Source organism: Acinetobacter sp. H1(2024), assembly GCF_046557555.1.
Taxonomy (GTDB): domain Bacteria; phylum Pseudomonadota; class Gammaproteobacteria; order Pseudomonadales; family Moraxellaceae; genus Acinetobacter; species Acinetobacter seifertii.
The window spans coordinates 420,951-444,936 of record NZ_JBKGFO010000002.1; the positions used below are offsets into that span (position 1 = coordinate 420,951).

At 32.8% G+C, this 23,986-nt stretch carries 20 protein-coding genes; 5 read left to right on the top strand and 15 right to left on the bottom strand.

What is annotated here, in order from left to right; genetic code table 11:
- Window positions 1-29: 29 nt before the first annotated feature.
- The 4 genes from ACLCEG_RS07760 to ACLCEG_RS07775 form a co-directional block, all read right to left on the bottom strand.
- The gene (locus tag ACLCEG_RS07760; protein WP_410566963.1) at window positions 30-650 is read right to left on the bottom strand and encodes a M17 family peptidase N-terminal domain-containing protein; all 621 of its coding nucleotides are present in this window, start codon (window positions 648-650) and stop codon (window positions 30-32) included.
- A gap of 18 nt (window positions 651-668) precedes the next feature.
- A complete protein-coding gene (locus tag ACLCEG_RS07765; protein WP_410566965.1) occupies window positions 669-2,129 on the bottom strand; it encodes an alginate export family protein in 1,461 nt (486 codons plus the stop codon).
- 111 nt (window positions 2,130-2,240) lie between these two features.
- Entirely contained in the window at window positions 2,241-3,155 is a 915-nt protein-coding gene (locus ACLCEG_RS07770) for a hypothetical protein (RefSeq protein ID WP_004700180.1), read from the bottom strand.
- Between the two features lie 32 nt (window positions 3,156-3,187).
- On the bottom strand, window positions 3,188-3,619 hold the full coding sequence (locus ACLCEG_RS07775; protein WP_042075095.1) for a DoxX family protein: 432 nt from the start codon (window positions 3,617-3,619) through the stop codon (window positions 3,188-3,190).
- A gap of 319 nt (window positions 3,620-3,938) precedes the next feature.
- Between ACLCEG_RS07775 and ACLCEG_RS07780 the strand changes: the two genes are divergently transcribed.
- Window positions 3,939-4,796, top strand: a complete 858-nt coding sequence (locus ACLCEG_RS07780) for a LysR family transcriptional regulator (RefSeq protein ID WP_410566967.1) — start codon at window positions 3,939-3,941, stop codon at window positions 4,794-4,796.
- Window positions 4,797-4,929: 133 nt separating this feature from the next.
- Here the strand turns inward: ACLCEG_RS07780 and ACLCEG_RS07785 are convergent, their stop codons facing one another.
- The 10 genes from ACLCEG_RS07785 to ACLCEG_RS07830 all read right to left on the bottom strand — a co-directional run bounded on the left by ACLCEG_RS07785 (window position 4,930) and on the right by ACLCEG_RS07830 (window position 17,619).
- Window positions 4,930-5,493: a TetR/AcrR family transcriptional regulator gene (locus tag ACLCEG_RS07785; protein ID WP_191016915.1), complete on the bottom strand. Its 564-nt coding sequence runs from the start codon at window positions 5,491-5,493 to the stop codon at window positions 4,930-4,932.
- 725 nt (window positions 5,494-6,218) lie between these two features.
- Complete coding sequence (locus tag ACLCEG_RS07790) at window positions 6,219-7,631, bottom strand: molybdenum cofactor biosysnthesis protein MoeA (protein WP_410566969.1); 1,413 nt, start codon at window positions 7,629-7,631, stop codon at window positions 6,219-6,221.
- Between the two features lie 316 nt (window positions 7,632-7,947).
- Window positions 7,948-8,574 carry a hypothetical protein gene (locus ACLCEG_RS07795; protein WP_410566971.1) on the bottom strand — a complete coding sequence of 209 codons (627 nt, stop codon included), beginning with the start codon at window positions 8,572-8,574 and terminating at the stop codon, window positions 7,948-7,950.
- Between the two features lie 20 nt (window positions 8,575-8,594).
- Window positions 8,595-9,062: a hypothetical protein gene (locus ACLCEG_RS07800; protein ID WP_002047084.1), complete on the bottom strand. Its 468-nt coding sequence runs from the start codon at window positions 9,060-9,062 to the stop codon at window positions 8,595-8,597.
- On the bottom strand, window positions 9,062-9,331 hold the full coding sequence (locus ACLCEG_RS07805) for a hypothetical protein (RefSeq protein ID WP_309454295.1): 270 nt from the start codon (window positions 9,329-9,331) through the stop codon (window positions 9,062-9,064). The genes ACLCEG_RS07800 and ACLCEG_RS07805 overlap by 1 nt, the downstream gene beginning before the upstream one ends.
- A 576-nt stretch (window positions 9,332-9,907) precedes the next feature.
- Window positions 9,908-11,788: a potassium transporter Kup gene (locus ACLCEG_RS07810; RefSeq protein WP_410566974.1), complete on the bottom strand. Its 1,881-nt coding sequence runs from the start codon at window positions 11,786-11,788 to the stop codon at window positions 9,908-9,910.
- A gap of 294 nt (window positions 11,789-12,082) precedes the next feature.
- The gene (locus ACLCEG_RS07815) at window positions 12,083-12,850 is read right to left on the bottom strand and encodes a hypothetical protein (protein ID WP_410566976.1); all 768 of its coding nucleotides are present in this window, start codon (window positions 12,848-12,850) and stop codon (window positions 12,083-12,085) included.
- A 683-nt stretch (window positions 12,851-13,533) separates the two neighbouring features.
- Window positions 13,534-14,172, bottom strand: coding sequence for a hypothetical protein (locus ACLCEG_RS07820; RefSeq protein ID WP_410566978.1), 639 nt, complete (start codon window positions 14,170-14,172; stop codon window positions 13,534-13,536).
- On the bottom strand, window positions 14,166-14,852 hold the full coding sequence (locus ACLCEG_RS07825) for a hypothetical protein (RefSeq protein WP_410566980.1): 687 nt from the start codon (window positions 14,850-14,852) through the stop codon (window positions 14,166-14,168). Before ACLCEG_RS07825 ends, ACLCEG_RS07820 begins: the two co-directional genes overlap by 7 nt.
- Before the next feature lie 4 nt (window positions 14,853-14,856).
- Window positions 14,857-17,619 (bottom strand): type VI secretion system Vgr family protein, encoded by a 2,763-nt coding sequence (locus ACLCEG_RS07830; RefSeq protein ID WP_410566982.1) that lies wholly within the window; start codon window positions 17,617-17,619, stop codon window positions 14,857-14,859.
- A 533-nt stretch (window positions 17,620-18,152) separates the two neighbouring features.
- Here ACLCEG_RS07830 and ACLCEG_RS07835 point away from each other — a divergent pair.
- From ACLCEG_RS07835 to ACLCEG_RS07850, 4 genes are read left to right on the top strand one after another with little or no spacing between them, the layout of a single operon-like run.
- A complete protein-coding gene (locus tag ACLCEG_RS07835; protein WP_410566984.1) occupies window positions 18,153-18,347 on the top strand; it encodes a hypothetical protein in 195 nt (64 codons plus the stop codon).
- A gap of 16 nt (window positions 18,348-18,363) precedes the next feature.
- On the top strand, window positions 18,364-18,741 hold the full coding sequence (locus ACLCEG_RS07840; RefSeq protein WP_410566986.1) for a hypothetical protein: 378 nt from the start codon (window positions 18,364-18,366) through the stop codon (window positions 18,739-18,741).
- 48 nt (window positions 18,742-18,789) lie between these two features.
- Complete coding sequence (locus ACLCEG_RS07845; RefSeq protein ID WP_410566988.1) at window positions 18,790-20,817, top strand: ATP-binding protein; 2,028 nt, start codon at window positions 18,790-18,792, stop codon at window positions 20,815-20,817.
- Entirely contained in the window at window positions 20,808-21,989 is a 1,182-nt protein-coding gene (locus ACLCEG_RS07850) for a DUF3800 domain-containing protein (RefSeq protein WP_410566990.1), read from the top strand. The genes ACLCEG_RS07845 and ACLCEG_RS07850 overlap by 10 nt, the downstream gene beginning before the upstream one ends.
- Window positions 21,990-22,074: 85 nt before the next feature.
- On the opposite strand, the gene ACLCEG_RS07855 is transcribed toward ACLCEG_RS07850, so the two are convergent.
- Window positions 22,075-23,943 carry a hypothetical protein gene (locus ACLCEG_RS07855; protein ID WP_410566992.1) on the bottom strand — a complete coding sequence of 623 codons (1,869 nt, stop codon included), beginning with the start codon at window positions 23,941-23,943 and terminating at the stop codon, window positions 22,075-22,077.
- Window positions 23,944-23,986: the final 43 nt, after the last annotated feature.

The window sequence follows — 23,986 nt, forward strand, 5'->3', positions numbered from 1 at the left end:
TAGCGTTTCACCATGTTCTGTTTTTACAATCAGAATTCATCTTGAGTAAAAACTTTGGCAAAAGACGCTATATATTGCTCAGCCTTCGCCTCATAATTTTGAAAACCCGCATCAAATACCCATTTTTCAATTTCAGATTTTTTGACTAATTTTTGCAAATAAAGCTGATGATGTTTGTCTAATTCTTCTTTTAAACTTCTTAGCATGAGTTCATTTAAACCAGTGGGAGGATTCAGACCTGTATCTAAAAGACTCGGCGCAAATGCCACACTTTTGAGTTCCAATTGATGCGCTGTTCTTACAACACTTTTTATCGCAGTCTCGATTCGCTCTAACGTGAAATATTCTGGTGCCCCCATGCCTATAAGCAAAACTTTAGGTGCCTGTATGGTTGAAGGCGTTTGATTTATTAAAAGAGCGTCATTCAGTTTTGCACTAAACCAGTTATTTTTCCGTATTTCATATAGTCTGCCGTTTAGAGCTTCATCTAAATGCGCCAAACCACCAGAAAAAGAACGGTTATTCATTTCATGTTCAAAAATACAAGCACAGGAAAGCTCAACCTCGGCCGAGGTACAGTCCCAAGTCACGAGTTCAATGTTTAAATTTTGGTAACGCCCAATTTTAGTTTGCTTTATATCTGTGCTCATATTTTTACTCTTCTCGTTTTACCAACCATATTTCAGCTCAAGGCCTAAATAGTTTGCGTCTTTACCACCCGCTTTCTTAATGGTATCTCCAACCTCAAAGTGCACGCCTTCGGCAGCCACAGACAGATTGGAATTAATTTTTCGATCTGCTCTGAGTTGAAGATATGCCCCAGTCCAGCTCGAACCTTGCCCTGCGGTATTTGCCATGCTGTTATTGCCTTGGAAATAAATCGCATCGTGGGTGGTTTCACGCCACTGAAAACCTAAGGCACTTAACAGTGTAAGTTTTTGGGAAGGCTTGAGCGTCAGAGACGGTTTTAGGTGAATAATATTGCTATAACCACTATAACCCGCCAAAGTAAAATATGAGCCATTTGCAAAAAGCTGATTAAAGGTATTAAGTTGATTATCGTTGGTACTTTTGTCGCCTGTGGCAATATCAAACTGCACCCCTAAACGCGGTGACCACGCTTGGTCAGCAAAAGTGTATCCCGTAATACTACTGAGCGCCCAAGCTTGAATTGTTTGCCCTCCAATTTTTCCATGCTGAAGCATGCCTTCAACATCCCAATCGACATTATTCTTTTTACCCATATGGCGAAGGTCATATAAGTCTCGAACCTCATTGCCCTTAATACTTGGAAAAGAGGCATTATCTCGTTCATAACGCGAGTAATAACCTGATAACTCACCATGCCCTACATTTTGTTTATCTACGCGAAAGCCGCTAAAACTTAAATTGCTTTTTGAGTGGTCATTAAACGTGGAATCTTTTTCTATTTGAACAGGTCTGGTGAGATAACCTAAAACTCTCCAGTCGCCATATTCATAACCTGACCATACGCCATCAAAGGCTTGCCGAACGTTTGGGCCTTCTCTATTTGAAATAAAGCGCTGTAAGTCAAAAGCCATTTCTTGACGGCCGACTCTAAATTTAAAAGTTCCGTTATTTAAAGGACTCACCCATGCAATAAAGGCTTGTTCTATATCGAGTCTATTTTGATCGGTACTGGTAATATTTTTTTTATCAAACGCTCGGGCATCGCTTAGCTGAGTAAATAATTGTAAATGATCACCTATTCTTACATCTGCATGCGCTTGTAATCTTTGAATTAAATAGCTGTCGGCCTGATTATTTCCAGTACCAAACTTGGCATTATTATTGACTTCAAAACGTTCACGAATATTTGCCCCTAGTGATAAATAATTATTATCGCCAAAAGGTATATATTTGAAGTCGTCTCCTGTTTTCTTTGGCACACACGGATTTTTTAAAACATCCCAATTTTCTTGCCAACGATTCGTTGAGATTTTTGGACGGGTTGGACATGCATTTGTGTTTGAGGCTTCATTTTCTGCATAAGCAGATTCATAGAAAAATAAACTGCTGGTTAATAACAGACTCATTTTTATTATTTTCAGGTAAGTCTCTGAGTGCTTAGTTCGATATGTTCTATCTTTAAAAACATGCGAGGCCATCAAGTGTTATCCATGGTAATAAATAGGTCGTTGCAGAGACTTGGTGTTTTGCACTCACATTGCTCTTAGGCAGCATGAATGGAAATTTCAATCCATTATTTAGGCTATAAATTATTTGATAGACGCATGAATTTCAGCGATATAACCGCCCGGGAACTGCACCATTGCTGACTCACGACCATCCGACTTATAAGCATTCACCAAAACAGATGCACCTGCTTTTGTGGCTTTATCTAAAGTTTCAGATAAGTTTTTAACTTCATAACCCGTCATATCGCGCCCATACGGATAAGGAAGATGACCATTGGTCACGAACACTGTCATTTTGCCGAAGTCAGACTCAACGCGAATACGTCTATACGTTTCATTTGGGCGACCAATTTCTATCCCTGCGGCTTTAGGGTTGTCGGAAACGACTTTACCGTGCGAGAAACTCACGAACTTCTTAACAAACGAGTCAGCACTTTGTTTTGAAACATAAATACGGTTTTCTGGAACAGTCTCTAACTGGTTATAGTTAGGCTTAGTCGTATGCCAATAGAGCTGCATATTTACACCGCCCGGCCATTGGACAATCGCATCACGCCCAATTGGGTCTGGAAAAGCGTCTACAATGACATCTGCCCCATTTGCTTTGGCAGCCTGCACTGCTGCATCCATGTCTTTGACTAAATAGCCAGTTCTTTCCAAACCAAACGGATATGGAATTGGGGTTTTAAAACCAAATACAGACAATGTACCTACTGGGGTTAATACAAGCTGAGACATCGTCTGGCTCGGGGTTGGTGTGACTTGGAAAACACCTTGTTTCGACTTGGTGCCACCGAATGTTGCGACCAAGCTATCGGTAAATTTGTCAAAGTCTTCAGGGTTTACATAAACATGCGTTGTATCGTATTGGGGGGCTACACCAGGCGCCTCACTTTTTATACTTGTTGTTGTTTTGGCAAAAACTTGAGGCACTAAGGCAACATTTGTGCCCACTAACATGGTGCTTAAAAGCAATGCTGATAATGATTTACGCATAAAATGCTCCTGTTTAAATGAGATGCTTAAACTTATTGTGATTTTGAAGATTGATTAGAAAGAATGGTAACCATCACCAACGCAGCGATGAGCCCAAGATGTTCGAAGAAACTATTAAACGTACTAAAAAATGCTGGGCCTGTATGATTCCAAAAGTCGTTTGCAACGAGCATTGCGACTGCAGTTAGACAGCCTAATGCCCCTGCTCCTAACCAGACAAAACGATTAAAAATCACCAGCAGTGAACCAACAATTTCAATAAAAATAGCGGTAGCTGCCCAGAGCCAAGCAGGCTGTAAACCAAAACTCGCCTGCTCTTCAATAGCCGCATGAAATCCGATGAATTTATTAATTCCCCCCACTAAATAAGCTGAAACGAGTGCAAGTCGAAGTAGCGGAAGCAATCCATGAATTGATAAAATCTTTTTTACCCATACTGGGTTATTATTAATCAAGTCACTCATCTATTTACCTTTTTGAAATCTCATAGTTTTAATATTTAAAAAATATAAGTTTCATGCATTAATAAAAGTTTATAAAATATGCAATATTCATGATCTAATTTATAAAATTATCTTTATATAAATAAGACAATTTAAATAATTTTAAATATTTTATTAACCTTTAAAAAACCAAATAACTTACGATATATAAAATCAAAAATCCGTGTAAACTACTAGATATTTATTTAAATACAAACTGTATTCTAAAAAGATACAATGATTGATATACAGATATTCCTCATATAATTTAGCGGCAAGATCATTTAGCCTTTAAAATTTGATGGATAAAATAGACTGTATTAATACTTTTATAAGTGTGGTAGAGAATGGAAATTTTAGTCATGCTTCTAGAAATCTAGGCATTACGAGAGATCAAGTTTCAAAAAGAATTTTTTATTTAGAAAGTCTATTTAATACATCATTATTTATACGCAACACCCGAAAGATGGACCTCACTCGCTCTGGAGAAAAGTTCTATGAGCGATGCAAAGTGATTGTGAAAGAGTTAGATTTAGCCGCTCATGACTTTGTATACGACCAGAAGTACCCTGAAGGCTTACTCAAAATTAGTGCTCCACATGCCTTTATCCAAACGTGCTTTTCAGATGTCATTTCTAATTTTCTAATCAAATATCCTCATATTGAAATTGATCTTATGTTTTCAGACCACTCCTCTCATATCAATCCGCATAAGTTTGATGTGATTTTAAAAGTTGAGGAAAATATTGAAGAGCAAAATACTTTCATTTTAAATACATATAAAAGAAGCTTTTATGCAACAGACGCATATTTAAATAAATATGGAAAACCGAAAAATATAGAAGAGCTTAGAGAGCATAGCATTTTACTATATTCTAAAGATGACTTAAAAAATAATATTATTAACTCAACACCAAAATTGACATGTAATAATATAGAAATTCTTTTAGAACTTTGTAAGAGAAATCAGGGTATTTTATTTGCACCTGACTTTTTAGCAAAAAAATATGAAGATGAGGGAATTATTATTAATTATTCAAAAACCCTTTTAAACTCTGATCTTTATTTTTATGCAACCACACCTTATGGATCGAGAGTTCCAAAAAAGGTTGAACTTTTTTTAAATTCTTTAAAGCAGTATTTTTCAAATTATCATTAAGTTAATAAAACTTTAGCCGCTAAATTACTCTTTTTCTTTAGCTACATTTACCAAGTACTCTATTTTAGCTCTGCCCTAAAAAGCCTTAAATTACTATAACTTAGGGCTTTTCAGTCATACAAAGCTATCAAGTTTATTTGTTATAAGTTAGAGCCCGCAGAAAATATTCAAGCATCTGCTCTTTGTCGTCTGCTCCATCAGAACCTAAAAGTTGAATAATTCCCCCTTCAATCATATATAAAAAGAGTTTGGCATCGGTAAATGAAACATCGGTTTTAACTAATCGAAGCTGGCTATAAATTTCATTGGTGAGCCATGTTCTGTACCTCACGGCGGTTAGGTACGCGTTTGGGTAGCTATTTTTAGTTTCAAAAATGGCCTTAAATAATAGGTAATACGGCCCTTCTATATCACTATGTAGATAATATAGTTTCTTAAGTTTATCTAACGCGCTTGCGGCATGGTCATATTCGACCATTTCAATGACTTGGTCTTGAAGACGTTCTTTTTGCACAACTAGGCAAATGTTGATAAACCGCTCTTTAGAGTGAAAGTAGTTATAAAACGTCATTCTCGTTATTTCAGCTTCTCTCACGATTTTGTCGACACCGACTGTGTGAAACCCACCATGATGAAATACCTGAATCCCGTTATTTATAACTTTTACAGCACGTGCTGGGAGAGTTAAATTTGGCATAGTTTTACCGTTATAAATTAAATTTTTGTTGTATATAAATGAGATATAAAAGCCTTTCACTTTTTTAAAGCTGAAAAAAGGCATAGCAAGGCCATAAAGACTGTGCTTGGCACATCTCAAGTTTTATTGTTGATGCAAGTTTTTTGAGCCGTAATGACTGAAAGCCTGAAAACCTTAAAGGTGATCAAGCTGCTTTAAATTTTTAAGTGGTGTCGTTATAGCTTTTGGCAACGGCGGCCAAGAAATAATGGATGTGCAAAGCCAACTCCTTTTTATTGGGAGTTCTGCCAGACATTTATAGAATTATGGTGGCAGAACGGAAGAAGGTTGACAGACTAGTAATAACTCAAACTAGCACACCCGAGGGTGTCCCTCTCCCGTCCTACCGCTACGGGAAAGAGACGAGTGGCACACCACACAAGAGTAGTCCTCAGAAGGAAAAGCTCTGATGCGGGAGTTATTATTCAGCCTGTCAAAGCCGGCTGGCAATGTGGCCAGCAGGCAAAGAATAGTGCCCAACCCTGTTGCAGTCAAGCACACAAAATGACATTTGTTTTAAATTAGATCATTAAAAAGTAAGAATAAATAATGGATAAGTGATTGTTAAATGAGGGTTTATAAAGGGGGGTTTTAGGGAATTAAACTTTAAAAGAGTAAGCTTTTGAGGGCGTAACCTTTCTTAAAGGTGAGAAGATTACACCGCCCAATTAAGTTATAGATAGAAATTAGACTTCATCTATTTTCATAAAATATAAATCAGTGCCTTTTGCAATTGTTTGTTCTTGAAAAGGAACCATCACAATACAATTCGCTTTAACAAAAGATTCTATTTGATATGGCTGCTGTTGGTCGATAATTTCTAATATATATTCCCCATTTTCTTGAGCCTTATAATGACCCCATAACAACTTTCTGTTTGTCATATCAGGAACAATCTCTATATCAACTTTACCTTTAAAGTAAGCATGATCAAAAAAGTCTGAGATATGCTTATTCAAAATATATTTCACGAAAGCATGCATCAGAATCGCAATATCTTGGATATCACCCGGTAAGTTAATAATAGTCGCTTTGTCTTCTGTAACGACTACTCTCATACCTTTATGATTACCGCTTTCATCATAAATTTGCACTGTCTCACGACTAGGTGGAGTCCTATCTTTACCTTTAAGAATTTTAATTTCATGGGCTGGTATACAACGTGTATTCAAGGCCGATGACATGCTGCTTTGATCAAAGATTGGAAGTTTTTCAAGCTGGAATAAAGAAGAACGATTATTTTGATATGTGCAGCAAAGAATGAAATCAAAGTTTGAGGTTTGTTCTTCAAAGAACTTTATATAATCGTCCCTGCTCGTCGTTAATGAGTCATCTAAAGCTGGGTCATTATCTTTTTTAAGATTATTAAATGCAGCATCAAAACGTTCAGGTTTAAGTGATTTGATTTCTACCTGCTCATAGCCCCATGTTTTCAAGAGATCTTTAACATACAGACTTTCCTCACTCATTTCATTTTTATCGAAGGAATGCATACTTACAACGAGAATTCTGGGATTTTTATATATAGATAATTCTTTGATTCCCGCTCGTCTTAAAACAATTAATTTTTCAGGAGTCAGTTTCTCATCTTTTTTTAGAATCACTTCGCCTTGTTTAAATATACTGCCTTTAGAAATGACACCATGCATGGCTGGAATGGAGCTAGTAATTTTTTTTGCCTCGGTATCAGAAAGATCTAATCTTTCATCTTGTTCGTCAACGACTGAATCTAAAGAGTCTGGCAATTTTGTATAGGCAGGAATTTCTAACAAGCTCGGAGCTTTTAGGTCTAATTTATATGGATTAATAGATCTATAAAGTTGTTGTCCCCAATAGTACCAATGAGTAATTAATAAAGGGCTTTCTTTACTTGCAGATTGAGTTGTTTCTGAGTTAATAGCCCATCCTGAATAGGCTGATAAATTATGTAGAGGATAATCCTGTAAAGCATATACATCACTTGCGTTAACTTGATTTAATGCTTTATCAAGCTCTACAGTTTCTTTTAAATCACCTTTAGGCAAATTTATATTGATGTGGTAAAAAATGTCCGTTAAATGATTCGGTAAGTTATCTGGTATTGGAAGTTTTTTTTGCATAAATATAGTTCCTAGAAGTACCTCAAATAAGAGGTACTTCGCTAATTTTAATTATTAATCCACATTAATAAAGAACTTATCGCCATCTAAGACGCGTTCTGTATTAAAGAAAGACCTTCAAAATACCTCACTCATTACATTATTTGCTCTAAAATCTATTTTCTAAAAATTGGCTGTATAGCAAATTGTAAGAATCAGAAATACACCTCTTTATTTTGCTTTAGAAAAGAATTTATAACATCAATAAAAAAGCCCTAAACCATTATAGTTTAGGACTTTTTAAGTAAATAAAGTTTTATTAATATTATTAAAAATTTCATTGCACTTTTTTAATATTTTGAAGTTCATTTTTCATTATAGAAGCTATATCTTCTTTAGAAGGACTTTTTAATGAAACATATAAGCCTCCAATACTCAAAGCAAAGCTTACTAGTCCTACTACAGTTAACATGAAATTAATCTTTTTAGTTCTTTTCTGTTCGGTTTCTATTTGATCAGCTTTTTCAAGAGCATTTCGAATAGGAATTAATAAATGCTTATCTGACTCTGAGCTTGAATTTTCAGTTATTAGGTACAGGCGCTCTAAAATAGTGCGCATATCTTTAGATAGAGTTCCAAATGGTTCAATCTTTTCAAGTTTCCGTACCAGTTGTGAATAATAATTATGGTCTTCTGGTGTAGAGGCTTCTAATAATAGCTCTGATAGGACTTGTTCAGCTGTCAATTTACCTATCTTAGAAGACTCAATCATTCTCATAAATTCATCAGCACCAATATTAATGTTGTTTTTGTGCTTATTTAAAATACTTTCTTTAAAAAAAGCTCTCTTCTTTTTACTCTCTCCTTTGCCTACAAAAGTCATAATAAAAGCAATTATTGTGATAGAAGAGTAACCAAAAATAATTGTCCAATTCGCAATATCATTTATAGTGATTGTATTCATAAGTCATTAAATTTAAATAATTATAGAGTTAACGTTAATTCTTTAGAGTTTCCATTCTTAACATCATCATCCCAACTAACCTGAATCGAATGTTTAGTAGGTGTATCAAATGATACTGAAGCTAAGAGAGTAACTGATTGCTTAGAATCAAGATTTAAGGGAAATTTACTATCAACATCATCTTGTAGTAACGGGACCAAATAAGTATTCGCAAATGAAAGTGATACATTTCTTGCCTCACCTAATCCATCATTCCATATTCTTAAGCGATAATTATTACTGCCAATTTTAAAGTAACGGGCTTTAATATCCGCTGTTTGTTTAGAAATAAAATCATCTTCCTCTTTTTGAATTAAGAATTGATTCAACTTTATCTCCATCTCCATTAATCTAGCTTGACGCTGATTAGTCTTATGATTTTGATAAAGAGCATATATAGAAACTAATAAGGCTAAAAATGCTATAACATCGGCTAATCCTACTACCATTATTTCACCTTAAAAACTTTACTATTTTTAAAAATATTCTTAATTTCTTTTTGAAGATGTTGCTTTGCTTCTTTAATAGCTTTATTTGCTATTTCATTAGTATGTGCGTCAATACTTTCAGAATTAGCTTCTAGTAGTTCTTCTCTACCAAATTCTGCAGAACAAGAATTACAAATGAATAAATCTGTTAATTCATTATGTTTAAGTAAAGTATCAGCACAAACAGGACAATTCATAACTATCGTCCGTTTCATTTTTTTCATTTTCATAGGCACTTTATCCTTGCGAACAATATTCTAAATTGTTATTAAAATAAGTATCAAAGTTTGCTGCTATATTCTTCTCAATAAGAAGACTCACAAAACTTTAAAACACAAATATATCTCAAGCTATATTATTATATAAGATTACATTTTCTAGCCCATTTCTAGATTCAGACGACGTAAAATGTCGCCTAATTTTGAAATACAAAAGTATAAATTTAAATATCTTAGTAGAAGAATAATCTTCATCTAATCTTGTTTATTCTAATTATACAATTTTATAAAAAGTTAAATTAAGCCAAAAACCAATAAAAAAAAGCCCTAAATCATTATAATTTATGGCTTTTTTAGTCATGTAAAGCTATTCGAGTTTATATAAAAACAGACAAATCTGTATATTTTTCTTTGTTATCATTCGTCTAATTTATGAAAATAACAAGGACTAATAATTTGGCTACGCCCTATATCACCATACGTTGCCCGACATAGTTCTCGAATCATGAAAACAAAAGACTTAAATCTTCTAAATTTAAGCCTTTAAAAGCCTCTTATTTCCGCATATATAAAATCAATCAGGCATCCCTAAATCTCTACTTGGCTTCCCATTTCCACCACTCGGTTAGCTGGTATTTGGAAGAAATCACTAGCGGGACTCGTATTAAGTTGCATAGAAATGAACAGTTTTTCACGCCATGAAACAATACCATCACCTACGTTATGAATTACACGTTCACGTGATACAAAAAAGCTTGTGTCCATAATGTTATACGGTTGATTCAACTTAGTTAAAGCTTGTTCTAATGCTTGAGGTACATTTGGCTGTTCTTTAAATCCATAATAAGCACTAACACGTAAAAAATGCTTATCTAATACTTCGACATCAATACGTTCTGATTCATCTACATAAGGAATGTCGCGAGTATTTATGGTGATCAAAATATTACGTTCATGCAGTATTTTGTTATGTTTTAAATTATGTAATAAAGCATGAGGAACAACTTTTGGACTACTTGTCATAAATACAGCCGTTCCACTCACCATATAAGCACTAGACTCCAAGCTCTTAATAAATAAATCTAATGGCATAGTGTCACTTTGCAACTTGCTCAGTAGTAACTCACGTCCACGGCGCCACGTTGTCATAATTATAAAAGTGATTGCACCCATCATTAATGGGAACCAGCCGCCATCTACAATTTTTAGTGAAGTTGAAGCAATAAAGAGGAGATCTGGAATTAGCAAAGGTATCGCAATTAACAACATAACCCACGAAGGCCATTTCCATAAGTGATACATGATGAAAGCAACTAAAATAGTGTCACAAAACATAGTCAAAGTTACTGCAATACCGTAAGCCGAAGCTAGATTAGCGCTAGATTGAAACATAAGCACTAAACCAATAATCATACCAAGCAACATCCAGTTCAATGCTGGTATATAAATCTGACCAATTTCAGATTCAGAGGTATGATCAATAGCAAAACGTGGTAAATAACCTAATTGGATAGCTTGACGTGCCATAGAAAATACACCTGAAATAACTGCCTGAGAGGCAATTACTGTCGCGGCAGTTGCTAAAGCAATCATAGGATATAATGCTATTTTAGGTACCATCATGAAAAAAGTATTCTCGATGGCCTGCGGGTTTTGCAGAATTAATGCGCCTTGTCCTGCATAGTTTAATACCAAGCATGGTAGCGCAACCAAAAACCAAGCCAATTGAATTGGTTTACGACCAAAATGGCCCATGTCCGCATATAACGCCTCTCCACCTGTAATCGTCAATACAACTGCTCCCATAACTACAAATGCAGTCACAGGGTTATTTTCAATGAAAGGAAGAGCCCAATACGGATTAAGCATATTCAAGATATAAGGGTTCTTGATAATGTGAGATAGGCCAATAAAACCTATTGAGAAAAACCACAGTAGCATGATAGGTCCAAAAAAACGGCCTACTGATCCAGTTCCCTTTTTCTGGATCATAAATAATCCAATTAGAATCACAATCGTAATTGGTATCACATACGGTGTAAAAATAGGGGTTGCTACGGACAAACCCTCTACTGCTGACAATACTGAAATAGCGGGGGTAATAATGCCATCACCAAAAAACAATGAAGCACCAAATAAACCAATTGTAATTAACCCAAAGCGCACTTTAGGCCCAATTTGCTTATTGTGCATGTTAAGAGCTAATAAAGCTAAAATGCCCCCCTCTCCATGATTGTCAGCACGCATAATTAACATACTAAATTTCAAGGACACCACGATCATTAGTGCCCAAAAAATCAAGGATAAAATGCCTAGAACATTCGCTTCATTTATAGGAACATTATGTGAGGTATGAAAACATTGGGTAAAAGCGTAAAGTGGGCTGGTACCTATATCTCCAAAAACCACCCCTAAAGCACCCAATGTCATTGCAGACATTTTTTGACGTCCAATCTCATGTGAACTCATCCATATCTCCTTGATATGAAATTATTATTCTTATTTAAAAAGTACTAACACCTATAGCCACTATCATTGATCAAAATATAAAAATCAAGAGCATTAATAATCAATAAGATATTAATTCCTATAATAAGGAGGACTATAAACAAAAAAATTAGTCTACTCTCATAGTATTTGAATTCAGAATACTTCTATGAACTTTACCTCTCCTACTTATGAGGTAGATAGCTATGTCACTTTATAAAAATTAATTTTAGAAAGTCACATGCGACTATTTCATATACATTTGTTGAATCATTCCTAAAACCATAATAACGCGTGCTTTACCTTTGAGCAGAATAAATAAGCGTTAATTCCGCCATTATCCATATAAATAATTTCATAGTTTGGAATATTATTTTCACATTTTTCAACAACTTCTTTTCTTTTTTCATCATCAAAGTCATTTAACTCCGCAAGATATAACCCGGTGCGAATTGAGTCAAAAACTTCCCTATCCCCAATAATATTATATTTATCACACAAACAATCCTTCCGTTTACCCGAAGCTGTTAGTTTTTTCATTTCCTCATCATATAACTGTTTTTGTTTACTATAAATTTTTATGATTTCCCAAGCTTTTGATATTTTTTCCTTATTAATTTTTGAATACCCATATTTATTTTCCTTACTGCTTAATATTGAATATGAATATGCCAAATAGAGCACTTGATCCATTTGCGTCATATCAAGTTTATTATTTTGATAAAGTTCCACCATCTTATTTGCAGCACTTTCAATATCAGTTTTGGATGAATGTGTAGAATAGACGTCCAAAATTTCAATTAAGCCTTGTATATTACTTTCTTTGATTGCGGACTTATGTTTTATTGAAATTTTTGTTGTGTCCCAAGTCTCACGAGTAGCTTTTGTTGTTCCCTTAACAATAGCAGCAGGAATAAGAACTGGGGATAACAATATAGCGGTAACAACCATTTTCCCCTCAGGTGAATGCGGACTAATACATGCATTCAAGCCAACAATCGACAACAGTAGTAATAGTATGGCTCTATATTTATTATTCATCATTTTCAAGCAACTTTTTATGCATCCAATATTTGATGTACAACTACCCTAACTCCCATAAATTTTGATCAATTTATGGGAGTTTATTATAAGCATTAATCCATATTGTTAATATGGTCTGCTGACATTTACTGTATAAAAAATAGCGAGATAGTAAAATTAAATCGTCAAACTTAATTCACTACTCACTACACCTCGTACAATGTTAAATTAGAGTCTGAATGTTGTTTATCAAAATACCAATAACTTGTATCAGCATAGTCACCCTCAGGCAGAGTATAAGCATCTCGCAGAGTAATATTTTTATACTCTAGTATTATTTTCTTCTTTAAAGTATCGACATTCATTTTATTGTCCTAAAATCCCTAGTTTCCGACTCTGCCAAATATAGAATGCGACAAACAGGCATAAAAAAAGGGCTTACATGTTATTAAAACAATGTAAACCCTTTATAAATCTTGGTAGGTATATCCAATACTTAACAATACTCTAAAATACTGATAAAAAACAAATTAATTCAATAAAAAATAATATGATACAATTAGTGATACAAAAAAATAATTTCTAAAATAAGCAAATTATTGACCAATGTAAAAAAATTAAGCAGACATCACACCCAAGTGATAGCTTAAATTTGGTGGGACTAGGTGAAATCTGCCTTTAAAATATTTATGTGATAAAGCCATTTAGTCTAAATATATTCTAAAAATATAAAATTCTTTTGGTGGAGCATTATCAATATTATCTTTTCCATAAACTTGATATTTAAATTTTCCATCTGTTAATTGGTATTCAAAGATTTGATTTGAATCATCTGGAAGTTCTTTTTTTATAACTTTTAAACCTAGTTGATCTAATATATTTAATTTATATTCTTTTAAATTCAAAGCTCCAGCAGATCCTGAATAGGCTAAGCTAATATAAGTTAGTTTATTATTTTCTTTTCTATATTTTAAATATACTTCAATTTCAGGATAATTAGGTATATTCTCATAACGATATGAAACCTCAGGATCTGAGAACTCCTTACTATACATTCTTTCTTTCTTTCCTAAAATGGGATCAATTTCTTTAAAATCAGATTTCTTTGCTGTTTCAATTACATATTTTGCAATTAATAAAAAGTCTTCTTCAGTAATTTGATAATTTTCTAAACTTTTTAAAAACTGCTCATCAGCAATATTTTTTTCTTCTTTTGTCATTTGAACTTTAGACACATTATGTTCCTCTTTGGTACTATTCATATTCTCATTCATATGAGAAGGTTGGCTACAAGCCAATAAAAACAAGCTTATTACTAAACTTAAAGTAATTTTATTTACCATATTACTTCATCCCTTTTATTTCTTTCTGGCAATATTTCATTTATTAATTTTTTAGGATCTTCTTTGGTATAATATTTTTCACCAATTGGATAAGTCTTATATGGTACTCCAGATTTTTTTAAATCATCAAAAAGCCAATAAGGAGTAATAGCATGGATATAAGTATAATAAGTTCCTGTTTTCCCCTTACCTTTTGGCAACTCAGGTATATATGGTCTTAATATCTGTAGCATTGTTTCTGCACATGTATCATTTGTTATTCCACTATATACGATTCTGCCTTTCTTCGAAAAAATACTACCGTTTGTAATTAAGTTTCGCCATGAATTAGTTTCCTCAATAAGTTTCTCTGCTTTGACTTTAGTTAAATTATACTTAAAAGCATAGACCATGTTTTTCATCGTACAATCCGCGGTAGCAGGTCCTATTGCAGCGGCAGCAGCAGATCGGGGACCAAAGCTTAAGACGGATTGAATAATGCCATTTTTTACAACATAGTGTAATGCATGCCCTGGCACAGCAATAGGATTATGAGCTATTGAACCATCTAAAGTTTTTATTAAAGCTTTTTCAGGATGTGAAGCATCAATCATAATTACAACATAATAAATATCTGTTTTAATTTCTGTTATTGGCTTATTTGAAGCTGTTGTGCCCTTGCCATTCGGAATAATACCCATTAGATCACCCCTTTATTTCTTTTAATTTTTCTTCGGCTTCTTGTCCTAAATAGACTTGCATGCCTTCGGATTCAGGTCGGTATATCCGCTTGGTATAACCTTCTTCATCTGTTTTACCCTCATAATAGACACCGCTTTTGGTTACAGCTAAATAATTCATATTTTTTAATATTTTATTGTTTGAATCTTTAATTAAGAACTTTTGACTAAATTCTTGTAGAACGGGTAATTTATATTCAGGATAAGCTTTTTGCTCACCGCCCTTAAACTGGTGCTGACCAGCTTTCACTTCAAATACTGAACCTGTCGCATTACGTATACCTGAGCCACTGATTTCAATTCTTGATCCACCAGATTCCAATACAATTTTTTTATTGGCTCTTATAATGACTTCACTTTCGGTGGAAATAATTTGGATACCTTTCCTCGCAACAATATCAAGTTGATCATTTTGTGCTTGTAACTCAATTTTTCCTTTTCCTGCAAATAACCGTGCTCCTGCCTCTGCTGCAAACAAACTGATCTTATCTTGTGCATGTAAGACAAAGTTTTTACTGGTGCTCTGATTAATACTCTTGTTGGCATATTGATTAATTTGCCCATCTGCGGAGAGATGAATATCTTCAGATGTAGATAATCCTATGCTGTTGGGAGCACTCAATAACATAATGGCTTTTTTTAATGTACCTATATTTTTTTCGATCTGTTCAAAAAATACCTTTAATTGCTCAAACGACTCAATTTCATCTGTTTTTTGATTTTTTGCAATTGAGCTTAAAGTTTTAGCATTATTAAAATTACCTTCTAGCTGAGCTATAGCTTCATGTGCATCAAGATGTGTCCCCTTTGCACTGTCTTGTTTATAAGTGGAAATAAGCACACCTTTGCCTGCTCTAATCGCCCCCCATTGATCAGAACGCAATTCAAATCCCTCACCACGACCATCACTTGTTTCATTTTCTTTAGGATGACTTAAATTACCTAGATTAAGCTGCGTTGCACCATGACTACTGTGAAGTTGGGCACTGATTTGTCCAGTGGTATCATCAAATCTCAGTTGGTTAAAACCCTCACCACCGACTTCTTTAGAACGGATACCGCAGAGCTTTTTAGTATCAGGCAATTTTCCCTTTATATCGAACTTCGTTGGATTTCGCTGTGCTTCATGAATACGCCCTGTCACAAATGGACGGTCAATATTGCCATCGAAGAAGTCAATTACAACCAATTCATCTTTGCGTGGTAAAAATCGTGCGCCATAGCCTTCACCCGCCCACGGAGTAAGAACATCTACCCAAGCTGAGTCTGTATCATTATCATTAGAACCTGCACCACCATCATGACTATGATCATCACTACGGGTAAATAAGAAACGAACTTTAATACGCCCCCATTCATCTACATGAATTTCTTCTCCATTTGTAGTGACTTTTGCACGCTGTACATGGGCAAAAGGACGATGCTTTAATGGATCATATTCAGGAACAATATCAATATTTCGACGTACCACCATAAGTTCATTGGCTTGACGTTCTTGATTACTATCTTTGCTAGTTTCCCAATGGCTAAGTGTAAGCAACTTTTCAAGTTGATCTTTCAAATCTTTTGGAAGGTTATTCTGATTATAAAAATGCTTATTAAGGATTAAAAACTCTCTATCATTCAAGCTATGATTTTTCTCAAGTTCTGGATAATCAATTAATTGAAACCAGTAACCAACTTGAGTATCACGGACACTACTTTGAGCGGTGAAGTATTTGGCTTGTAAGGCTTGATATTGATTAAATTGCTTGTTGAGCTTTTCTAACTGGTTATTACCTGACTTTGTTGCCTGATCTTCTCTCTTTAGATCACTTATCCATGCAGGAGAGATATTCCATGCTTGTTCCAGACTCAGGCTCTCATTATCTCTATTTGAACTGTGTTTATGGGAACTCACAACCGAGCCGCTGGCATCTTCTTGACTTAGACTGTCTGCTTGCCAACGTTGTACATGTATGGCTGTTGGTTGTAACTGTCGCTGAGCTATAAAGCTAGTGATGCTATCATATTGTTCTGTAGCATTTGAACGATGATAACGAATGGTTCTCCGCTCAAGGGACTGAAATTTGTTATTATCATCTATTAAGCGTAATTTTTGTACTTCTATACTTTCGCTATTATTTGATACAATATACTGAGCCTCATCAATTAGCCAATTAATTGATTCTTCACGCATTAATCTGGTCAAATATTCATAATCACTTTCGTTAGATTGCATTGAGAAAGGTCGAATATCATAAGATTTAGCTAAACCACTAGTATCTAATTTTAAAGTTGAAGCAAATAACGGACTTTTTGACTGCCATTCTTTGAAAATTATTTCAATAATATCTACAACACTTTTATTCATAAATACACGGCTATTGCGTCTTTTATGCCATAAACTTGTTGAATCTTGCATGGTTAAACGGTAAATACTCAAAGCACCATCGGATTGACCTTGAGATGCGCCCGTAATAATCCCTGTCATTCTAAAAAGTTGACCTGAATCTGTAACTTGATCTACTGCTACATGGCAACCAATGAACTGTTTAAGCTCTAAATACGGATTGGTAGATAAGCAAATGAGTTCTGCGGACAATCCTTCATTAATGCCGTGATAACCATCAATACGTTGCAACATAATTTGGGAATTAAGTTGTAAATTCGAAAATTTAGCACTAATGGCACGTTTTTGTGTTCCAAAACCTAACTTGTCTAAAATACCAAAAATATTATCCATCACTGTTATTATAGCCTTATTATTAATAGATATATTCTACCGAAATATATAATAATACTCAATATTATTAATTTTTATTGATATAAGAATATCTAAGTACATATTATATTTTAAAAAGGATATAAAATGAGACTACATTGACCTGTATGCAATAGCATCCAAACAAAGTTCACTTCTAATAATAGTATTCTTTTACCTTTTACTAATTACAAGTGTAAAAACTGTAGTTATAGTTTTACTCTTAGATATCAGAAGAAAGATGTTGTTTATAGTAAATAATTAAATACACCTTAGGGGCTATTTGTTTAGAATTAGTTAAAACCGTATCCGATAAAGGATTTTTTAATTACTGCTCTTTTCATTAAATATTTGTATCACAAGTTAGATTTATTTAAATAAGACCAATTCAAAAAAGTGCTTATTATTTTTACTAAAAAGGTTTTTTATTACAATAATTTTAGTCAAATTAGAGTAGTACCATTTCATAAAATATTGTAACTTATAAAAAATAAACTCTAAATAATATAAGGTATCACATGGGATTCATCGTAAAACTTCTTGATTCAGGAAATTATTTCACCGCTGGTGAGGATGATATAGATACAACCCCGTCTAGAGAAAAAGCTATAGCGAATGGGCAATTTACTCATTATGAAGAAGCAAAAGAAACAGCAGAAACATGGTCTGGGCAGATGGTCTTAGGTGAAGATTACACTATCGAATCAGTATAAAATTTAGGTATTAGTCATGAAGGATAATGAGTTAAGAAAATTATATACCCTTGAAGCTTGCCTTGATTATGGAGATTTACCCAATACTTTTCGGGAAGGTTGGTCACCAAGTTATGGTCTCCATTTCGAAGAAATAGGTATTCGTAATGAGGAAAAAGCTCACGTCTACATCAGCTTAAATGGCAGGTTAAAAAAGACCAAATGTGAGTTTATTCAAGATAAGGCTTTAGCTGAAAAGCTTCAGAGACATGTTGAAGTAAAACTAAAAAAGCTTTATCCCAGTATTACATTTAATGTTAGAACAGTTGAATCACGAGAATTAGACTACAGGAGAAAGAAAGCTCTAGAGGAAGCAAAATTGAATAGTGTTAAGCTTATAGAATTATTAGAATAGAAATTATTAAAACTCTTTTTTACAACTCATAAAATTTAGGATACAGCAATGGCAATTAATACATCACTTGAAGGGAGATTGAGAAATACTACTCTGCCATACAATCAATGTTTAATGCCATTATTTGAAGCCGTAGTGAATTCAATACACTCTATAGATGAATGCACAAATAATATCGATCCTTCTATAAAAATCTATATTGATCGTAATATTCAAAGCACGCTAGCACAAGACATAGCAGTTGAAAACAATTCACCTATTTATGGGTTTACAATCATTGATAACGGTATTGGATTCAATGAGGCTAATATGAACTCATTTGAAACGTTAGATAGTGAATATAAAGCAAAAAAAGGATGTCGAGGTGTAGGTCGTTTAATGTGGCTAAAAGCCTTTACGAATGTATCAGTCGAAAGTAATTTTATAGATTCAAAAAATGAAGTACAAAAGAGGAAATTTAACTTTAATAAAAAAAATGGCATTTATCTTTCATCAATAAATGCAATAGAGAAAACAGAACCTCTGTCAACAACTATTAAACTTGAAGATTTTATTGATAAATATGAAAAAAGATCACCTAAATCTTGCAGTGCAATAGCTAACAATATCTTAGAACATTGTTTGTGGTATTTTGTCAGAGAAGGTGGTGCTCCCAAAATAACCATATATGATCAAAATGAAATCATTAATTTAAATGAATTATTTGATGCTCAAATGTTTGAATCTGCCGTGCCAGAAAGTTTTGACGTTTCGGGCATTAAATTTGAACTTCTACACATTAAATTGAAATCAAAAACTCGCCCTCCTTGTATTGCTTGGTGTGCTGCAGGTCGAGTTGTTAAAGAAGAAAATCTGATAGGTAAAATTGCAGGTTTACATGGAAAAATCCAACACAACAAAGGTGACTTTACATACTGTTGCTATCTAACATCTACATATCTTGATGAAATTGTCAGACCTGAACGCATAGACTTCAATATTGATCAAGACCAAACCGATTTATACTCGAATGCTATAAATGAAGTTCAAATTCGTGAAATTGTTTACTCTAAAATCACGACTCATCTCAATGAGTTTTTAATTCAGTATAAAGAATTAGGGCGTCAAAGAGTGCATGACTATGTTGCAACTAAAGCCCCTCGTTATAAATCAATTTTAAAATACATTCCGAACGAAGTATTTTTTGTTAATCCAGAAATTTCTGACAAAGAATTAGATCTGCTTTTACATAAATATTTGACTGATATTGAAAGTCAAATTCTTTCTCAAGGACATGATCTTATAAAAGATGTAGACAAAGAAGAAGAAGATATTCAGTCTCGAATTGTTGATTATATGCAAAAGGTCGATGATGTTAAGAAATCTGACTTAGCTGGCTATGTTTGTAACCGCAAAGTTGTGTTAGACATTCTTGAAAAAGCAATACAACGAGGAAGTGATGGGAAATATTCAAGAGAGGATTTAATCCACCAACTTATAATGCCTATGCGTCAAACCTCTGAAGATATTGGTTTAGATAAGTGTAACTTATGGCTTATAGATGAAAGATTAGCTTTCCATGATTATTTAGCTTCGGATAAAACATTATCCTCAATGCCTATTACAGACTCGACAGATAATAAAGAACCCGATCTTTGTGCATTGAATGTATATGATGAACCCCTTCTTATATCAGAAGGTAAAAAGCTACCTTTAGCATCATTAACAATCGTCGAAATTAAACGCCCTATGCGTAATGATATTAAAAGTGGTGAAGATAAAGATCCTGTAGAGCAAGTATTTGGTTATTTACGTCGTATAAGAAATGGAAAAGCTACTACTGCTACTGGAAGACCTATTCCTGACTCTAAAGATGTGCCAGGTTTTTGTTATGTAATCTGTGATTTGACACCAAGTATGAATGACAGATGTAAAGAAATCCATGATCTTACCGAAACCTCTGACAAGATGGGATTTTTTGGTTATAAGAAAAACTTGAACTGTTATATTGAAGTTATTTCTTTTGATAGGTTAGTTAATTCTGCAAAAGAACGAAATAGAGCTTTTTTTGATAAGTTAGGTTTACCGTGCAACTAAACAATGATTTAAATAATTTACAAATTTATTGTGATGAATCAGGTTTTACAGGAAATAGACTTTTAGATGCCGGCCAACCAATATTTACATTTGCATCTGTAGCATCAAATGAACAAGAATCTAAATATATTGTAGAAAAAGTCATTCTGAAATATGGAATTCAAAATGGTGAAATTAAATCGGGAAATCTCGTAAAAAGTCCAAAAGGATTACGAGCACTTGATGAAATTCTAGAAATCTTGGATGGCAGATATAAGATATGTATTTGCGATAAGAAATATGTTATCGCTGGTAAGTTCTTTGAATATATTTTTGAACCTGCATTAGCACAGAAAAACTCTATTTTTTATGGAATCAATTTTCATAGATTTATTACTGATTATCTTCATTTAAAATTAGTGACTCAGGACAAATCAGCAGAAGTTATTTTTGAAGAGTTTTATACGGTTATGAAGCAAGGAGTAGATACTCCTACTGAATCCTTATTTCATCTTGTCAGTAATCAACCAGATCCTGTTTTAAGTCAAATTCAAAAATTTGCTCACTACAATAAAGACTCTTTTTTATATGAAATGGATGGTTATTTAGGAGAAGGTGCAGGAAAATGGATTCTAGTTATTACAACTACTTGTTTATTCAGTAGTTTGGGTAAATGGGGACAGGAAATTGATATTTTGGATGTATATTGTGACTCATCAAAACCCCTAAATGCTAATCAAGAAATATTTAATAATATGGTTGGAAGAACTGAGAAAAAATCTCAAATTCATGAAAAAATGAATCTAGAACAACCTCTTACATTTAATTTAAAACAGCCTGTACAAATGGTTGATTCGAAAAGTTTCTACGGCATTCAATTAGCAGATGCGATTGCAGGCAGCTTTAACTATGCATATAAAAATATTAAAGATAAAAAAAATCATTTTGCACAAAAATGGATGAGCAAAATTTTTCAAGATGAAAGTACTTTAGTAACTTTTTTAGGTGGTGATTTCGAATATGCAAATATTGAAAAAGCTAGTGTCCTGTTAAATTGGTTAATTCTAAATCATATAGTGCAAAAGTGTGATGAGGGTTTACCTATTCTAGAGAATATTAGTAATGAAATTATTTCTTTAAGAAATATGATTTTGTTAAACCCTCCTCCTAATGTAAAAGTGTGGAATATATAATATATATAAAACAATACAAAAAAAGATACTAAACTTTAGAATTTAAAAAATTTAGTATCAATTTTGAAAAAATAATTATATTACATTATTTAATAAATGACCTATCTATAATTAAACTATGCCCAATAATATCATGCTTAGTCTCAGAGTATATAAATCTTTTTTTTGCCTCTACAACTTGAAATGGATTAGAAATAAAATTTAAAAAATCAATAGCCCTAGGTAATTTACCATTCCATTGATCATAAATATTCTCTTTTTTAATATGACCCTTCTTTATTACATTCTTAGTCAAATATCTTTCTGAAAAAAATCTTGATATAATAGAAAAATCAGTAAAAATCACACCATCTATTTCAAAATCCAACGAAAAAGATAATGAATTCATTATTACTGGGACAATTTTCTTAGATGTAATATCAATTGAAAATTCATTTGGATTCTGTGATAGAGCATATTTAAGCCTATTAACTTGATAAGTATACTCATCAATTTTTTCTCTAAAACTTGATATTGAAGTAGGTAACGTACTAGGAATTGACCGATTTTTACACTCAAAGATGAAAATTAAATCGTCCCATTCTATTACAATATCATATTGATATTGTTCACCATTAATTTTTCTATTTGGTGATGAACATCTAAAATTAAATTTTTTTTCTAATTTTTTAAAAAGATTAAAAGCATTTGCTTCAAAATTTTCGCCTTTGTTTTTTAAGGCAAGTTCTTTTTTTGACAATATAGAACTGATAATATTTATCATATTAGGAGAGTTCAAGCCAAAAGAAATTAGTAAATTTAAACCGCCCTCAAACTTTACTATTGGGGTATCAAAGATATCAGGAGTTCCTTTTTTAAATAATAAGCTGTTAATAACTTTCTTACATTTCTCTTCATTTACATGAATTTGACTAAAAAGTTCCACTAACTCATCATCACTTAATATGATTGGGCTATCCGACTTTAGGGTAATATCTCTTAACAAGTAAAAAGAATTGATCCATTCTTTTACAGTTAATCCATCATATTCTTGATCATTATCTATATCAACATGAAGTAAAAGTGAAAATTTTATTTTTTCTTGATATATAAAATAATTTTTACCTTTTTTATTTATATTATTCATTTTAACAATATTATTTAATATCATTCTACTTATTCGTTCATTTGCAATAGATGCATATTTTAGAAATTTACTATCGTTATTATTTGATATAGTAATTGAACCATTATCACAAAAAACAATATCCTCTTTTAATAATCTAAAATGAAAATCAGCTTCTTCTAGAATATCCCATAAACCTGTATTTACTGATAAATTCTTGACAATATCTATATGTTTTTTTTCTGAAGCGTCATAGACTTCCAATATTTTCAATATTTCTTTAGGTAAAATAGCAATTCCCCCACTCTTTTTTTCAAACCAATTATTAGTATAACACTCAATATTAATGTTATTTGTTAATATTTTCGAAAGAGCGTTAATAAAATTATCAGGATTTATATTTTCGCCCAGTGGTCCTTGATTTAAGTACATTTTCTCATGAAAAGAATTGCAATTATTTAAAATAGAATCTAAATGTAATTTTAAATTATAATTAGAAATATATACTGCTACAATTATAGCAGCAATAATATATTCTGAGCTTGTATCACCTTTTATCTCATCTCTCTTTAGTAAAATATCTGCATACGCGGCTTCAAAAAATTTTATAGTTTCAACTAAATTATTTTCAATACCTTCCTCTTTCAATAAACCATTAATTTTCATTAAAAAATCATTTTTTAAAGTAGACGTTTTTTTGGGTCTCTGATCTATAAAATTTACTTTTTTATTTATTTCTTTCAAAATAATTATAGGATCAACCGAAGTACATAATTTTTTGAATAATTTTTCAAAATTTTCAAAATTATAAGTTTCCGCATACTCCACAAGTTCTTTAAATTCGTACATAGTTTTCCTTAAGTAATTAAAATTGATTAACTTTAAATGATTG

Coding starts and splice junctions, on each gene's coding strand:
- ACLCEG_RS07790 (WP_410566969.1), bottom strand. CDS start 7,631: ATGCAAAAAAAACTTCCAATACCAGATAACTTACCGAATCATTTAACG.
- ACLCEG_RS07835 (WP_410566984.1), top strand. CDS start 18,153: ATGGGATTCATCGTAAAACTTCTTGATTCAGGAAATTATTTCACCGCT.
- ACLCEG_RS07800 (WP_002047084.1), bottom strand. CDS start 9,062: ATGGTAGTAGGATTAGCCGATGTTATAGCATTTTTAGCCTTATTAGTT.
- ACLCEG_RS07845 (WP_410566988.1), top strand. CDS start 18,790: ATGGCAATTAATACATCACTTGAAGGGAGATTGAGAAATACTACTCTG.
- ACLCEG_RS07760 (WP_410566963.1), bottom strand. CDS start 650: ATGAGCACAGATATAAAGCAAACTAAAATTGGGCGTTACCAAAATTTA.
- ACLCEG_RS07815 (WP_410566976.1), bottom strand. CDS start 12,850: ATGATGAATAATAAATATAGAGCCATACTATTACTACTGTTGTCGATT.
- ACLCEG_RS07820 (WP_410566978.1), bottom strand. CDS start 14,172: ATGGTAAATAAAATTACTTTAAGTTTAGTAATAAGCTTGTTTTTATTG.
- ACLCEG_RS07775 (WP_042075095.1), bottom strand. CDS start 3,619: ATGAGTGACTTGATTAATAATAACCCAGTATGGGTAAAAAAGATTTTA.
- ACLCEG_RS07805 (WP_309454295.1), bottom strand. CDS start 9,331: ATGAAAATGAAAAAAATGAAACGGACGATAGTTATGAATTGTCCTGTT.
- ACLCEG_RS07765 (WP_410566965.1), bottom strand. CDS start 2,129: ATGGCCTCGCATGTTTTTAAAGATAGAACATATCGAACTAAGCACTCA.
- ACLCEG_RS07770 (WP_004700180.1), bottom strand. CDS start 3,155: ATGCGTAAATCATTATCAGCATTGCTTTTAAGCACCATGTTAGTGGGC.
- ACLCEG_RS07855 (WP_410566992.1), bottom strand. CDS start 23,943: ATGTACGAATTTAAAGAACTTGTGGAGTATGCGGAAACTTATAATTTT.
- ACLCEG_RS07785 (WP_191016915.1), bottom strand. CDS start 5,493: ATGCCAAATTTAACTCTCCCAGCACGTGCTGTAAAAGTTATAAATAAC.
- ACLCEG_RS07795 (WP_410566971.1), bottom strand. CDS start 8,574: ATGAATACAATCACTATAAATGATATTGCGAATTGGACAATTATTTTT.
- ACLCEG_RS07810 (WP_410566974.1), bottom strand. CDS start 11,788: ATGAGTTCACATGAGATTGGACGTCAAAAAATGTCTGCAATGACATTG.
- ACLCEG_RS07840 (WP_410566986.1), top strand. CDS start 18,364: ATGAAGGATAATGAGTTAAGAAAATTATATACCCTTGAAGCTTGCCTT.
- ACLCEG_RS07825 (WP_410566980.1), bottom strand. CDS start 14,852: ATGGGTATTATTCCGAATGGCAAGGGCACAACAGCTTCAAATAAGCCA.
- ACLCEG_RS07780 (WP_410566967.1), top strand. CDS start 3,939: ATGGATAAAATAGACTGTATTAATACTTTTATAAGTGTGGTAGAGAAT.